Source organism: Cobetia sp. BMC6 (assembly GCF_029991385.1).
Lineage (GTDB): Bacteria > Pseudomonadota > Gammaproteobacteria > Pseudomonadales > Halomonadaceae > Cobetia.
Genome location: NZ_JAKUMF010000001.1, coordinates 769714 through 784032, shown reverse-complemented (window position 1 = coordinate 784032; position 14319 = coordinate 769714). Strand labels below are relative to the sequence as shown.

General features: G+C 64.2%; 11 protein-coding genes and 1 pseudogene. 3 read left to right on the top strand and 9 right to left on the bottom strand.

The features are described from left to right. Window positions 1-68: 68 nt before the first annotated feature. The 8 genes and pseudogenes from MKZ40_RS03380 to MKZ40_RS03345 form a co-directional block, all read right to left on the bottom strand. Window positions 69-530: pseudogene (locus MKZ40_RS03380) on the bottom strand (molybdenum cofactor biosynthesis protein MoaE); the annotation flags it as partial. Window position 531: 1 nt separating this feature from the next. Continuing rightward, window positions 532-1401, bottom strand: a complete 870-nt coding sequence (gene moaC / locus MKZ40_RS03375; protein ID WP_175089396.1) for a cyclic pyranopterin monophosphate synthase MoaC — start codon at window positions 1399-1401, stop codon at window positions 532-534. Window positions 1402-1564: 163 nt separating this feature from the next. Further along, window positions 1565-2974, bottom strand: coding sequence for a gephyrin-like molybdotransferase Glp (gene glp, locus MKZ40_RS03370; RefSeq protein WP_175089394.1), 1410 nt, complete (start codon window positions 2972-2974; stop codon window positions 1565-1567). Continuing rightward, window positions 2971-3570, bottom strand: coding sequence for a molybdopterin-guanine dinucleotide biosynthesis protein B (gene mobB, locus MKZ40_RS03365; protein ID WP_175089393.1), 600 nt, complete (start codon window positions 3568-3570; stop codon window positions 2971-2973). Before mobB ends, glp begins: the two co-directional genes overlap by 4 nt. 515 nt (window positions 3571-4085) lie before the next feature. Then, complete coding sequence (gene mobA / locus MKZ40_RS03360; RefSeq protein WP_175089391.1) at window positions 4086-4802, bottom strand: molybdenum cofactor guanylyltransferase; 717 nt, start codon at window positions 4800-4802, stop codon at window positions 4086-4088. A 154-nt stretch (window positions 4803-4956) separates the two neighbouring features. Beyond that, a complete protein-coding gene (locus tag MKZ40_RS03355) occupies window positions 4957-5769 on the bottom strand; it encodes an ATP-binding cassette domain-containing protein (RefSeq protein WP_175089389.1) in 813 nt (270 codons plus the stop codon). Between the two features lie 118 nt (window positions 5770-5887). After that, window positions 5888-6562, bottom strand: a complete 675-nt coding sequence (locus tag MKZ40_RS03350; RefSeq protein ID WP_217485850.1) for an ABC transporter permease — start codon at window positions 6560-6562, stop codon at window positions 5888-5890. Between the two features lie 26 nt (window positions 6563-6588). Beyond that, on the bottom strand, window positions 6589-7512 hold the full coding sequence (locus tag MKZ40_RS03345; RefSeq protein ID WP_175089386.1) for a substrate-binding domain-containing protein: 924 nt from the start codon (window positions 7510-7512) through the stop codon (window positions 6589-6591). A gap of 646 nt (window positions 7513-8158) precedes the next feature. Between MKZ40_RS03345 and MKZ40_RS03340 the strand changes: the two genes are divergently transcribed. The 3 genes from MKZ40_RS03340 to MKZ40_RS03330 all read left to right on the top strand — a co-directional run bounded on the left by MKZ40_RS03340 (window position 8159) and on the right by MKZ40_RS03330 (window position 12857). Next, on the top strand, window positions 8159-9721 hold the full coding sequence (locus tag MKZ40_RS03340; RefSeq protein WP_175089384.1) for a sigma-54 dependent transcriptional regulator: 1563 nt from the start codon (window positions 8159-8161) through the stop codon (window positions 9719-9721). Next, the gene (locus tag MKZ40_RS03335) at window positions 9718-12006 is read left to right on the top strand and encodes a cache domain-containing protein (RefSeq protein ID WP_175089383.1); all 2289 of its coding nucleotides are present in this window, start codon (window positions 9718-9720) and stop codon (window positions 12004-12006) included. The genes MKZ40_RS03340 and MKZ40_RS03335 overlap by 4 nt, the downstream gene beginning before the upstream one ends. 104 nt (window positions 12007-12110) lie before the next feature. After that, on the top strand, window positions 12111-12857 hold the full coding sequence (locus tag MKZ40_RS03330; protein ID WP_348994679.1) for a helix-turn-helix domain-containing protein: 747 nt from the start codon (window positions 12111-12113) through the stop codon (window positions 12855-12857). 109 nt (window positions 12858-12966) lie between these two features. On the opposite strand, the gene MKZ40_RS03325 is transcribed toward MKZ40_RS03330, so the two are convergent. Next, the gene (locus tag MKZ40_RS03325) at window positions 12967-14190 is read right to left on the bottom strand and encodes a glycosyltransferase (RefSeq protein ID WP_254627063.1); all 1224 of its coding nucleotides are present in this window, start codon (window positions 14188-14190) and stop codon (window positions 12967-12969) included. Window positions 14191-14319 lie beyond the last annotated feature (129 nt).

Genomic DNA, 14319 nt, shown 5'->3' with positions numbered 1-14319 from the left:
TCGGCAAAGGGGGTTGCCGCTCCACCCTCTGCCGTCACCGCGGACTCGGGATGCCAGCGCTCGAGTGCCTCGCGATCACTCGAGCGTTCTCGCACCCAATAATCTCCTGTGGCGGTGTGCTCCTTTTTCCAGAAAGGCGCTCGCGACTTGAGGTGGTCCATCAGGAAGTCACAGCCCGCAAAGGCAGCCTGACGATGTGCACTGGCGACCAGCACCAGCACGATATTGTCGCCGGGCTCGAGCCGTCCGACACGATGAATGATACGCACCCCGGTGAGCGGGAAGCGCTCACGCGCCTCTGTGATCAAGCGCTCGAGGCTGCGCTCCGTCATACCGGGATAGTGTTCCAGCGTCAGCGCGACGACATCCGGACGCTGATTGAAATCACGCACCAGCCCCGTGAAGGACACCACGGCACCGATGTTGCCGCGCCCACGCGTCAGGGCATCCTGCTCGACACGCAGATCAAAATCGCAGGCCTGAATACTGACCGAAAAGGCCTGCGTGGCTTCGTTTGCGACCTGGGTCATGTCACCCCCCCGTCACCGGTGGGAAGAAGGCGACTTCATCACCGGCATTCAGTGCATGGTCATCGCGCACCATGTCCTGATTGACGGCGCATAGCACGCGGGTGTCATTGAGCGCTTCAAGCTGCGGGTCACGCAGCGCCAGGGTGCGCTTGAGGCCCCCGACCGTCGCCTCCGACAGGGTCGTCAGGTTCAGCGCCAGGCTATCGAGATCCAGCCGCTCCCGCAGTTCCGCCAGGAAGAGAACCCGCACGGTGGCATCATCGCGTGACGCCGAAGCGGCCTGTCCCGCTGTCACTCTCACTTCGTTGGGCTCAGCTGCCGCAGCACGGCTTGGCTCGTCCCGGCTTGATTCAGCACGGCTTGGCTCAGCGGGCGTCTGCTCGAAAGCGGCAGCCTCCTCCGGACGCTGCCAGTCTCCACTCTTGCCGCCGGTCTTGGTCTCGAGCTGGATATCGCCGATCACGATACCCTTGTCGACCGCCTTGCACATGTCATAGAGCGTCAAGGCCGCCACCGAGGCCGCCGTCAGCGCCTCCATCTCGACACCGGTACGTCCATTGAGGCGGCACAGCACCTGAATTTCCACGCAGCTGTTGGTGCTGTCCAGTGTGAAGTCGACCGTCACCTTGGAGAGCATCAGGGTATGGCAGAGCGGAATCAGCTCATGAGTGCGCTTGGCCGCCTGGATACCGGCAATACGCGCCGTCGCCAGCACATCGCCTTTGGGCAAGCCACCTTCGGCGAGCAGGGCAAGCGTGGCAGGCAGCATGCTGACGCGTGCGCTGGCTCGCGCCTCGCGGCGGGTTTCCTGCTTGTCCGCAACATCCACCATATGGGCTTCGCCGCGTGCGTTGAGATGAGTAAGGCTCATGAGCTGTCTCGTATCCGTATCGGGTGCGCCTGACTGGCGGCAATCTCAGAAATACCAAAGCCTGAAGAAGCAGGCAGGCAAGCCCTGATGAGCAGGACCGACCAAAAAATTAGCAGACTATCTTTTCATGAATCAGCTGGCATGACCACTGCATGGGCATCGTCTAGACGATGCCGCGACTGCCCAGCCACTGCACCATGACCGGCTCGCCGGCGTGGAGCGTGGCGCAGCCGGCGGGGATCTCGATCAGGCATTCGGCCAGCAACATCGAGGTCAGAATACCCGAGCCCTGCCGACCTGTGGTCATCACCACCTGACGCCCCTGGTCATCCAGCACGATCTGGCCGCGATGATAGTCGACACGCTCGGCACGTGAGCGCAGCGTCTCGCCGGCGATCAGCTGCAGGCGCGGGGCTTGCCACTGCGCCAGTGTCGTCGCCGAGGCATTCGCCTCACCCTTCGCCAACCGTTGCTGGCCCGACAACAGGCGTAGCGCGGGCAGCACGAACTGCAGGAAGGTGACCATGGTCGCCACCGGATTGCCCGGCAAGCCGAAGAACGGCACCTGGCCAGATGACGACTCGGCGCCGGCGGGAGTGGCACGCAACATGCCGAACGCCAGCGGACGCCCGGGTCGCATGGCGATGCGCCACAACGCGAGCTCACCACAGGCAGCGAGAGCACTGCGCACATGATCGGCCTCGCCCACCGACACGCCGCCGGAGGTGATGACCATGTCGGCACGCTTCGCGGCATCACGCAGGGCAGCACTCACGCTCGCCTCGTCATCGCCCAGAATGCCGAGATCCAGCACTTCGATGCCCTGGTCATGTAGCAGCGCCACGAGGCTGAAGCGATTGGCGTCATAGATGCCGCCTGCCGGCAGCGTCTCGCCGGGAGCCGTGACCTCGTCACCGGTGGAGAAGATCGCCACCGTCAGCGGCCGATAGACGGAGACCTCGGCGAGCCCGAGCGACGCCAGCACGCCCACGGCGGCAGGCGTCAGCCACTGGCCCGGCGTCATCACCCGGTCGCCGCGCGCGATGTCCTCACCGGCCTGACGTACATTCTGGCCACGGCGAATGCTGGCCACGCCTTCGATCACCACCTGCTCGCCGGCTTCGCCCTGTGTGGAGCGATACTCGAGCTGCTCCTGCATGACGACGGTGTCGGCGCCTGCAGGCAAGGCCGCGCCGGTCGTGATGCGCATGGCCTCCCCCGCGGCGAGCGCTCGACCCGTCCAGGGATGGCCCGCCAGCGAGCTGCCGATCACGCTCAGCTCGCAGTGATCGCTCAATTCGCCGCGATCGCTCAGTGGCTCGCCGCTCTCCGCGTCTGGCAATGAAGCCCGTGCCAGCGCGATGCCGTCCATCGCTGCGTTGGTCTGCGCCGGAACATCCAGCGGCGAGATGACCGTCTCGGCGAGCACACGTCCGGGTGCCTGCGCCAGAGCGACACGCTCGCTGCGCGGCGTGCGCCTCACGCCCGCCAGGCTCTCCCCCAGCACGCTCAAGGCTTCATCGACACTCAGCATGCGCTCACCGAAACGCGGATCGAAACACGACAGGCTCATGCGCCCACCTCGCCACGCGGCTTGCCGCCTTCCAGACGCCAGTGCACCGGCCAGGCAGCGATCCAGGCAGCCAGCGCCTGAGGATCGTCAAGGTCCAGCCGCTTGAGGTCCTGCGGCACATCATCACGAGGCGGCAGCTGCGCCGCCGGTGTCGCCAGCGCATGGATCCAGGGGTCCTCCGGGGCTCGCAGCGGCTTGCCCACGGCCTCGCGGTACAGCTCAAGCTTGGGCAGCGGCCACTGCTTGAAGCCCTCGACCAGAATCAGGTCCACCTCCAGCCCCTCGAGCTGCGCCACCAGCTGCTCCAGATCGGCCTCTGCCTGGTCCGGCGTTTCCATCATCAGCGCATAACGCCTAGAAGATGCCACAAGCATCGGTACGGCTCCCGCCGTTCGCAGACGATGACTGTCCTTGCCCGGCGTATCGACATCAAAGGCATGATGCGCATGCTTGATGACAGCGACGCGGAGGCCGCGCGCTCTCAATTCGGGCAGCAGCTGTTCGAGCAGCGTGGTCTTGCCGGTGCCGCTCCAGGCCGCGATGCCCAACAGTGGACACGCTGACGCCGCCAGACGTGCCTGCCAGGCGGGCGACATCCCGACTTCATGACAAATACCACCACGCGGGGCGGTTGCATCACTACGGCGGGAAGGATGTTCAGCACTGACAGCGGTATCAGCACGCTGGTCAGTCATGGAGAAGGACTCAGGCATGAAGGTTCTCTTGATGATTCCGGCGTATGGCGGCCTGTCGACGGGCTCACCGCAGCGCTCTCGCGCCCGCAAGGGAAAAGATGACGATGCAATGCGGGCTGAGCGGATGCCATGAAGGTGAACACGCACGGCGCTCATTTCAATGGGGCAACGACTCGATATGAGCAAGGGTTCAATGGGGGCAACGACGCAGAGTGGCAAGACACCCGCCAGAACCGCCAGACACGACACGTGAAAGGTGCAACGCCAAGGCCATCAATACCGGGCAGGCAAAGACAATAACCCGCCAGACTCCTGAAGAGACGCCCCCAGCGATAACCACCTGCATCACAATGACACACCTTGGGCGTACAAGCGGGAACGGATGACACGCAGAGGACGTCAGGAAAGAAGCACGCTCAGCGCGAGCCGGCTTCCATCTCACGGCATTCTTCAAGGGTGTTGAGATTGGCGAAGTCCTGCTCGCTGCCTGCCTGCACCTTGAGCCAGACATGCTGATCGAACCAACGGTCGATCTTGCGCTCGCCAGCGACCAGCGCCGCCTGCAGCGAAGGCAGCAGGCCACGGTGCATGAGACAGATCACCGGATGGTAACGGAACTCGTCTGCCGCCACGGCCAAGAGCGCAGGCCCGGCATCGACTGCGTGACCGCCCTCGACAGTGAAGCCTTCGAGCTGATCGCCGTTGGCATGATCGATCAGCGCCACGCTCAGCGTCTCGACCAGTTCATTGGGCAGGTGCGGCACATCGCAGGCCACCATCATCACCCAGGGCGTCCGCGCTGCCGCCAGCGCACTGGCCATGCCCATCAGGGGGCCGTGGTAACCCTGCTCGCTGTCTTCGACGAGCGGATGCCCATAGGCGGCATATTCGGCGTGCGAGCGGTTGGCATTGATCAGAAGCTCACCCACCTGAGGAGTCAGGCGCGCCAGCACATGCGCCATCAGCGGCACCTCATTGAGCGTGACCAGTCCCTTGTCGACGCCACCCATGCGCCGCGCCTGGCCACCGGCCAGCACCACCCCGGTGATATTGGCGGGCGTGAGCGAGGCCTTGAGCTGCTCGGCATCGCTCGGCAGTGGTGTAGCGTCAGAGGTGTGATTGGAGCTCGGCATGAAAGCGTATCCCGGTCGAGTGCGCCAAGGCGCAGGTCATGTCCTGCAGCAGGGCTGCTGGCAGGCCATCCAGTGCAAGCGACTGATGAACAGGGCTTTCTCAGCCCCTCAAGGCAACTCAGCCCCTCAAGGCAACTCAGCCCCTCAAGGCAACTCAGCCCGCTGTGGGCTCAGTGTGCAGGCTGGCAGCGCTCAGCGTCCAGCGCGCACTCGAGCCCTGACTCAAGGCATTGTCCTGATGCGAGGAAAGGATCACCGCACACCCCTGCTGGCACATCTGCTCCAGTCGCAACGCCAACTGCTCGACGGCGGCCTGGTCCAGATTGGCGGCAGGCTCATCCAGCAACAGCACCGGCGGACGCGACAACCAGGCGCGCGCCAATGCCAGGCGCGCTCGCTCGCCTCCCGACAATGAGCGGGCGGGCTGTCGGGCCTGATCACTCAGCCCACTCCAGCGCAGCATCTCCTCGACCTGATCGCGCTGCTGGCCGGCAGAGCCACTGTCGGGCTGCCAGCGAGCCGCCAGCACCAGATTGCCGGCCACGCTGGTGTCGAACAGATACGGCTGCTGGTGCAGGTAGCGCACCGGATGAGCGTCACGGGTCTGCCATTCAAGCTTGCCGCCTGTCGCTGGCTGCATGCCGGCCAGCACGCGCAGCAGCGTGGTCTTGCCGCTGCCGTTGTCGCCCTTGAGGTGCACCCAGCCGGACGCCGGGGACGGTGCCCAATCCAGCGCCGCGACATGCCACAACAGGCGCCCTTGCGCCTCGGCGCCCTCGCCGGATGCCTGCGCCGCAGGCGGCAAGCGATATTCGAGGTCGCGCACACGCAACAGAGGGGCAACGCTTGCGTCAGCATCGAGTACCTGGGCAGAAGACGACGAGGCTTGCGCGAAGCCAGTCCCCGCCACCGGGCAGGAGGAGTCGCCCGGGGGAACAGACGAGGACGAAGAACTAGGGGGGAACATCATGACTCCATACGACGATTCAGCCTGACGCGATCAGTGCTGGTGTGCTTGTCTCAACTGGCAGGCAGGCGGCTTGCAGGCTGCGGGAGCAGAATGTGACTGGCGGCGAGGCCGCGGGTCACGCCTGTACTATCAGCTGACCGCGACCGCGCAACAGCCCCAGCATCAGATTGAGCGCCAGCGCCAACACCAGCAATACCATGCCCAGGGCGACCCCCTGGGCGTACTCGCCCTTGAGGGTTTCCAGCGCGATGGCCGTGGTGATATTGCGCGTGAAACCGGCAATGTTACCACCCACCATCATGGCGCAACCCACTTCAGCGATGATTCTACCAAACGCGGCCACCAACGCCGCCATCACGCCGAAACGGGCCTCCATCACCAGCCGCCACAACGCCGCCCGGCGCGACGCCCCAAGCTGCAAGGCCGTCTCCCAGGCACGCTTGTCGACGCCCGCCAGCGCGGCATGCAGCATCACCACCAGAATCGGCAGGGCGAGCAGAATCTGCCCGATCACCATCGCCGGCTGGGTGAACAGCAGATGCCAGTCGCCCAGCGGACCAGCGCGCGACAACAGGATGAACAGCAGCAGCCCCACCACCACGGTGGGGACGGCCATCAGGGTATTGATCAGCGAGATCAACAGCCATCGCCCCGGGAAGGCACAGCGAACCAGCACGAAGGCGATCAACAGTGCCGGTGGCACCGCGATCAACATCGCCATCAGCGAGACACGAAACGACACGCCGATGATCTCCCACAGCGCGCCATCCATGCTCAGCAGGAGGCTCATGGCCTCCTGCGTGGTTTGCCACAAGCTCACGAACGCGGCTCAGCCTGTGCGTCCTGCGCCTTCACCGGCGTGCGCTCAGAGGCACGATCCGCTGTCTGGCGAGCATCGAAGCCGGTCTCGCCATGGCTGGCATGGAACAGCGCCTTGCCCTTGAGACGATAATCATCGATCGCCTGCTGCCCTTCGCTGGAAATCAACCATTCGGCCAGCTCACGCGCACCACGGGTGTTGAGCCCATCATGATTGGCCGGATTGACCAGAATCACCTGATAGGGATTGAAGAGACGCGCATCGCCCTCGACCAGAATCTCGAGCTCGAGCTTGTCTTCCATCGCAAGCCAGGTGCCCCGATCGCTCAAGGTGTAGTCCTGCAGCTCACTGGCCATGCTCAGCACCTTGCCCATGCCCTGGCCGACGGCCTTGTAGCCGGAGAAGTCAGGGGTGACATCGGCACTCTGCCACAGGGCCAATTCCTTCTTGTGGGTGCCGGAGTCATCGCCACGCGAGATGAAGCCGGCATTGGCGCTGGCGATCTTGCCCAGTGCGGCGTCCACATCCTGCATGCCGTCAATGGCCGCCGGGTCCGATTCAGGGCCGAGCAGCACGAAGTCGTTGTACATCACGCCATGCGGCTCGACACCGTAACCGGCATCGACGAACTTGCGCTCGGCGCCCGGGGCGTGGGTCATTACCAGGTCCACATCGCCATCCTGTCCCATGCGCAACGCCTTGCCGGTACCGACCGCGATGACCTGGATGGTGACATCGTGGGCTTCTTCATACTCCGGCAGCAGGTGATCGAGCAGACCTGAGTTGTAGGTGCTGGTCGTGGTGGCCAGACGGATGATGTCGTCGGCCGCATGGGCCGGCAGAATGCTCAGCGCACCGAATGACAGGCCTGCGAGGGTGGCCAGCAGGCGACGAGAAGACAAGGTATGGCGTTGCGACATGGATGATGCTCCCTGAATATTTCTTCTGGCGTGACGGACTTGATGACATCAACGTGAATGCTGACTCTGCAAACGACATGCCGAAAGCGCTCTGGTGCCGAAAGGGACTATCCAATAAAGGCTTTCAAGGCTTTGGCATCGAGGCTGATACAGGGGGTGGCTCACAAGACAGCCGGCGATGATACCGGCATCTTCACCAGCAGGCAGATTTGCCGGCACCCGCCTCCTGCCCCCTCTCGCCCCTCTCGCCCCTCTCGCCCCTCTCCCCCCTCTTTCCCCTCTTGCCCCTCTCGCCCCTCTCGCCCCTCTCGCCCCTTTCGCCCTTCTCGCGCCCTGATGACGTCGCTATATCGACTGGAGCGAATGGCGTTGGTGAAATGGCACAGCCGGGATGGCCGGAAAAATACTGACAATAAGCCCAGGCGTGCCCCTACTGACCCATGACGACCCAATTGACGCGTCATCACCGGGCCTAGCGTGGCGTAACGGGACAGCCTACCAACCCTGCCTGCGGCAAGCGTATGCAGAAAGAGGCAGCAATGTGGTATCCAGCGCTAGATTACCAGTGAGCGGCACGCCACAATGCCCGCATGATAGAGATGATTCCCCCTGCGACCATTACTGCCCTGTTGACCCGAGGAACGCCATGACTGCCCACGCCCCCTCCACACCCCGTGAGACCCGGCGTAGCGGCAGCGACCCCCTCCCCACCGCCTCGGTACTGATCGTCGACGACGAGCCCGGCATGCGCCGCTATCTGGAGAAGGCGCTGTCTTCGCGCTTTGCGCTGATCGAATGCGCCGATAGTATCGAGCAGGCCGAAGCCCTGCGCTCGCGTCTGCATTTCGACCTCATCCTGCTCGACATTCGCCTGCCGGGGCGCGATGGCCTGGACTGGGATGAGGCGCTTGCGCCCTCTTCGGTCAGCGATGTCATCTTCATGACCGCCTACGCCGATCTCGAGACCGCTGTGCGCGCGCTGCGGGCCGGGGCCTGTGATTTCATCATCAAGCCGTTTCGTCTCGAACAGTTGCAGGCTGCGCTGGACCGCTGCCTTGAGCGCCGCCAGCTGACGCGGGAAAACTTCCTACTCCGTCGCGACAATGCCCGCCATCAACAGGAAGAGGCCAGCCTCAAGGGCGAGAGCCCTGCCATGCAGGAGCTGGCGCATATCATCGCGCGCGTTGCTCCCGCGCCCTCGCCGGTGCTGATCCTGGGAGAGTCCGGCACCGGCAAGGAGCTGGCGGCGCGTGACCTGCATCGCCTGTCCGGTCGGCGCGGGGCCTTCGTGCCGGTCAATTGCGGCGCGATCAGCCCGGAGCTGTTGGAGAGTGAGCTGTTCGGCCATCTCAAGGGGGCCTTCACCGGCGCCCACCGTGGCCGTGATGGCCTGTTCAGCTTCGCCGATGGCGGCACGCTGTTTCTGGATGAAATCGGCGAGATGCCCCTGGCGATGCAGGCCAAGCTGTTGCGAGTGCTGGAAACGCGCCGCGTGCGCCCCGTCGGTGGCGAGCAGGAACAGGCGGTGGACGTGCGTATCGTGGCCGCCACCCATCGTACACTGGAGACGGAGGTGGCCGCGGGCCGCTTCCGCGAAGACCTCTACTATCGCCTCAACGTGCTGAGCCTGACACTGCCGGCCCTGCGCGAGCGCCCGGAGGATATCCCGGCATTGGCCCAGCACTTCTCGCGCCAGCTGTCGCGTGAGCTCAACCTCCCCGCCGTTCCCTGGCAGCACTCAGACCTCACTCGCCTGTGCCACTATTCCTGGCCCGGCAATGTGCGGGAACTCAAGAACGTCATCGAGCGCGCCTTGCTGCTCGGTCGCCTACCCGGCGATACCCTGCCGGCCGAGAGTCAGACTGAACAGGCATCAGGCCACCCGACATGGAACGACAGCGGAGACGCGACCACCACCGTGGAAGAGGCCGCCAGCAGCGGCTATCCGCTCGAGTGGTCATTGGATGCGGTGGAAAAGGCCCATCTGTGCGCGGTACTGGAGCGGCATGCCAACAACAAGTCAGCCGCCGCCCGCCAGCTGGGCATCTCGCGCAAGACGCTGGATCGCAAACTGTCCACCTGGCGCGCCGAGCAGCAAAGCGGCGGGGACAGCGGCGCTGAGAATGGTGCTGAGAGCAGCATCGAGAGCGATCAACCAGCCCCCGCCACTGCATCTACCGCTCCCTACGGAGCCGACGGCAGCGCATGATCAAGCGCCTGCGCCATTACTTCGCCGGTTCGCTGCGGCGCAGGCTGCTGCTGCTGACACTGGCGCCGCTACTGGCGCTGATGCTGGCGCTGGTCGGCCTGACCGCTTACTGGACCACGGCCTATACCGACCGCCAGCTATACATGAACGTGCGCAGCGATCTCGATGTCGCCAGCCGCACGCTGCAAAGCCAACATCAGCGCCTGCGGGATGGCCTGGAGGCGATGCGCCGCAACCTGCGCCAGCTGGTGGCACCCGATGAGCAATCCGCACAGCTGTTGCCACGTCTGACACCGCGCCTGGATACGATGCGGGACACCCTCAATGCCGACTGGCTGCGCTGGTTGCCCACAGAACAGTTGCGTCAGACGCCCGGTGTCGCCGCGCTGATTCCGCAACTTGCGCGCGGCGAAAGCCTGGATGGCCTCGACATGCTGTCCAGTGACTCACTGGCGACGCTGGATCCAGCGCTTGCCGAACGCGCGCGTCTTGCGCTGCGCCAGACGCCCTACGCACAACCCAGTGCCCGCCGCGAGGAGAACCGCGGCATGCTGTTGCGGGCGCTGGTACCCATACTTGATGGCGAGGGCAAGCTGCTGGGCGTGCTGGATGCGGGCCGCCTGCTCAATCGCGACCCGCGTCTGGTCGATGAAATCCGCGATCTGCTCTATGGCCCCGGTACTCTGCCGGAAGATGGCACCGGCACCATCACCCTGTTTCTCGATGATGTCCGCATCGCCACCAATGTCACCGACGCCAGCGGCGAGCGTGCACTGGGCACCCGCGCCTCGCTGGAGGTGAAGCGTCAGGTGATCGGCAATGGCGAGCGCTATATCAATCGTGCCTTCGTGGTGCGTGACTGGTTCGTGGCCGCCTATGCCCCGCTGGATTCTCTGGATGGCCAGCGGATCGGCATGATCTACGCAGGCTACCCACAGGCGCCCTACGCGCGTCTCTATCGCGAGACGCTGACACATATCAGCCTGGTGCTGATCGCGGTCAGCCTGTTGGGCGTGCTGCTGGTGTGGAGCAGCATCGAGCGTCTGATGCAGCCGATCCGACAGATCCGCCGTGTGGTGCATGCGGTGCGTGATACACCATCACAGGAGGGCTTGCGCATAGGCCCACTGTCCTCTCTGGGGCCGGCGCAGCGACACGGTGATGAGCTGGATGAACTGGCCGAGGAATTCGACGCCATGCTGGCGCGACTGGAAGCGCACCGCCATGAGATACAGCTCGCAGCCCAGACGCTGGAAGCCCAGGTCGAGGACCGCACCCGCGATCTTAGCGCCCAGACCGCCACGCTGCGCGAACGCAGTCAGGCACTGGAGGAGCACGTCCGCCTGCTGCGTGAAGCGCGCGCACGCCTGCTGACCCGCGAGAAACTGGCGGCACTGGGCGAACTGACGGCGGGTATCGGCCACGAGATCAACAACCCCGCCGCAGTGATTCTGGGCCATGTCGAGTTGATCGAGGTGATTCTCGGCGAACAGGCCGAGCCGGTACGCGAGGAAATCGCCACCATCATCCATCAGGTCGAACGCATTCGCGCGCTGGTCGACAACCTGCGTCAGTACGCGCGCGATCCGCTCGCCTCCAATGACATTGGCGATGGCAACTCACTGACGCCATCGCTCGGTGCGCCTCACCTCAGCCAGATTCATCCCGATGAGGCGATCCACAGTGTCGAGGTGCTGGTCAGGCATGCGCTGGATCATCATGGCCATCGATTGCAGCATGAGCTGGCGGCGACCCGCTTGATCGAGGCCGATCGCGCGCAACTGACCCAGGTGCTGGTCAACCTGCTGATCAACGCCATCGAGATGGCGCCTGCGCCGGATACGCTGTGCATCACCAGCCGTGATCGTGATGCAGCGCTGGCCGTGATGAACGGCGAGCCAAACAGCCGTCCGGATACATCACCCTCAGTGCCAGCGTCAGCCTCAGTACCAGCAGCAGTGCCAACGCCAACAGAGGAGCTCGCCCCCGTGGCGGGTGTCGAGATACGCGTCATCGATCACGGGGCTGGCGTGCCCGAGCACCTGAAGTCGCGCATCTTCACGCCCTTCTTCACCACGCGCGCCAATGGCTCGGGCATCGGTCTGTCGGTCTCATCGGGCTTGATCACCCAGCTGGGAGGCAGGCTATGGCTGGAAGATACGCCCGGTGGCGGCGCCACCTTCTGCCTGTGGCTGCCGTGCATCGCACGCCGGCATCACGAGGATGATCAAGGGCGCCATCTGCTCGAGACGCTCAGCGCCGGGGGCAGCAGTCGCTCGCCTTGAGCTACACGCGCCTGATGAACACACTGGCCGTGGCGAGGGGCACTGCCACGGACTCCCGCCCGCGTGCTAGCCTGCGCGCATGCTCACTCAATCAGGCACCACTGATGTCGCACGATACCTCCCGCACTGCCCCCGAACCTTTCACTGCCGGCAAGGCAGTTCAGCTCACTGACGACGAGAAAATGGCAGACGAGGAAATGGCAACGTCTCCCACGCTGGGCAAGCGGCTGCGCGAACTGCGGATGCGTCATGGCCTCTCTCAGCGCGAACTGGCCAAGCGCGCCCAGGTGACCAATTCGACCATCTCGCAGGTCGAGCAGGACGCGGTCAGCCCTTCCGTCAGCTCACTGAGCAAGATTCTCGAGGTATTTCCGATCTCGCTGAGCGACTTCTTCAGCGATGAGGTGCCCGTCGATCCACCACGTATCCTGCGTGACAGCGAGCATGAGCCGATTGCGGGCTGTGGGCCGGGTCTCACGCTGCGGTGCATCGATCAATCCCGGCAGACATCGCCACTGCCCCAGATCGAACTGGGCAGCCTCGCACCGGAGTGCAGCGCCTATCTGCAGGCCACGCATGACAGCCTGGTGCTGGTCACGCACGGCGCACTGTGTATCGAGCTCCCCGCGACGGCGGCCTGCCAGGAGGCACTTCTCGAATGTGGTGATGCTGCGCGACTGCATGCCGGGGAGCGCTATCAACTGCACTGGCGCAAGCCTGAAGCATCGCAAGCCGCCAGCGGTGAGCTCGACATCCCTGAAGCCGCAAGCCGTGAAGTTACTCACCACGGGACCTCCGACGCTGCCGAGGCCCCGGATTGCCAGTGGCTATGCATCGCACAGAGTCGTTAGGCCAGGCTTCGCTCGAGAACTGATCGGCCCTGCCAGCTCAACCCTGGCCAGCATGGCCTTGACAGGCAAGACCCAAGCCAGCGCGGCCGAGTTGGCATAAAGCGCGTCGCTAGCCTCTTGCAGCTCGGGAGTGAGGCTGGCCCGCAGCATCAGGCGACTGCTCGCGCGCCTCGCCCCAGGGCTCATTAATGGCCGGCTCGGCCAGGAAACGCTCCACCATGGTGTGCGGGCAGAAATCAGCCAGCCATTCCTCGCGAACCGGATAACCCTCGTCTGCCAGCAACTCGTTCATGCGTCGCGCGAGGCCTTCGGCGGAATGCGGTGCGATGGCGTGTTCCAGTTCACCCTTCAGGATCTCGCGTATTCCGCCACGGCAATCCACCGATACGACCGGTGTGCCGCAGGCCAATGCTTCCATCAGCACGATCCCCATGCCTTCGACACGCGAGCTGAGCACGAACAGCTTGGCGGCCCGCATCCAGGCATAGGGATTGTCACGATGACCGGCGAAGATCACCCGCTCTGAGATGCCAAGCCTTTCAGCCTGGGCTTCCAGGGCTTCACGGCAATTGCCCGCCCCCACGATCACCAGCGGCTCCTTCGGATTGGCCAGGGCATAAGCCTCGAGCAAGAGAGCATGATCTTTCTGCGGCACCAGACGCGCCACATTGAGAATGAAGGGCTCAGCGGGGATATCCGGCTCATCCATGGCGGCCTGCTCGCGAATCCGGGAGATAGGGCAGGCATTGACGATCGTCTCGATATGCGCCGGTGTCACCCCATGCTGGCGAGCAATGTCTCGTGCCCCTTGCGCCACATCCTCGGACACCGCCACCAGATGCTTGTCCTCCAGCAGGCAGCGGGCAAACATGCGCTGCTTCCACTGCGGGCCGCTGAAGTTGACGCGATTTTCCAGCACGTAACGTGCACGAGGATCCTTGAACCCCCACACCTGCTCGAAGGTTCCCAGGCCACGGAAGATGATGCGGTCAACCTTGCCGTGTTCCTGCTCGAATTCCTCGAGCCAAGCGGCGAATTCCTCGCCACCGGCCTTGCCGACCCACACGAAATTGGAACGGCGGATCACGGGATTGAGCACCAGGCGTGACGCCAGTGTCGTCAGGGCGCCGCCGACGGAACGCTGAACGCGTTGCTGAATCGGCACGATGTGCTGCTGGACGCTGGCATCCTGTGGCTCAAGCACCTGATCACGACCGCGCCAGATGACCATATGCGTCTCGTGGTCATTCGCGGCCAGACTGTCGGCAAGATTGACCGCTACTCGCTCCATGCCGCCCATTTTCAGGCTTCTCACTACGACCAGGGTACGCAAGCATCACTCCTTCGAATGTCCACCAGTACCGCTTTGTGTCGCGTGCAAGACATGCGAAAACGATAGCTGGCGTCGGGTGGGAAAACGAAAAATGCAACTCGCATGTGCCAGTCGCTCAGCACACGGGAG

Excerpts from the sequence above, each read along its gene's own strand:
- glp (WP_175089394.1), bottom strand. The coding sequence starts at position 2,974 with ATGAGCCTGTCGTGTTTCGATCCGCGTTTCGGTGAGCGCATGCTGAGT.
- mobA (WP_175089391.1), bottom strand. The coding sequence starts at position 4,802 with ATGCCGAGCTCCAATCACACCTCTGACGCTACACCACTGCCGAGCGAT.
- MKZ40_RS03340 (WP_175089384.1), top strand. The coding sequence starts at position 8,159 with ATGACTGCCCACGCCCCCTCCACACCCCGTGAGACCCGGCGTAGCGGC.
- moaC (WP_175089396.1), bottom strand. The coding sequence starts at position 1,401 with ATGAGCCTTACTCATCTCAACGCACGCGGCGAAGCCCATATGGTGGAT.
- mobB (WP_175089393.1), bottom strand. The coding sequence starts at position 3,570 with ATGTCGCCCGCCTGGCAGGCACGTCTGGCGGCGTCAGCGTGTCCACTG.
- MKZ40_RS03350 (WP_217485850.1), bottom strand. The coding sequence starts at position 6,562 with ATGAGCCTCCTGCTGAGCATGGATGGCGCGCTGTGGGAGATCATCGGC.
- MKZ40_RS03345 (WP_175089386.1), bottom strand. The coding sequence starts at position 7,512 with ATGTCGCAACGCCATACCTTGTCTTCTCGTCGCCTGCTGGCCACCCTC.
- MKZ40_RS03355 (WP_175089389.1), bottom strand. The coding sequence starts at position 5,769 with ATGTTCCCCCCTAGTTCTTCGTCCTCGTCTGTTCCCCCGGGCGACTCC.
- MKZ40_RS03335 (WP_175089383.1), top strand. The coding sequence starts at position 9,718 with ATGATCAAGCGCCTGCGCCATTACTTCGCCGGTTCGCTGCGGCGCAGG.
- MKZ40_RS03330 (WP_348994679.1), top strand. The coding sequence starts at position 12,111 with ATGTCGCACGATACCTCCCGCACTGCCCCCGAACCTTTCACTGCCGGC.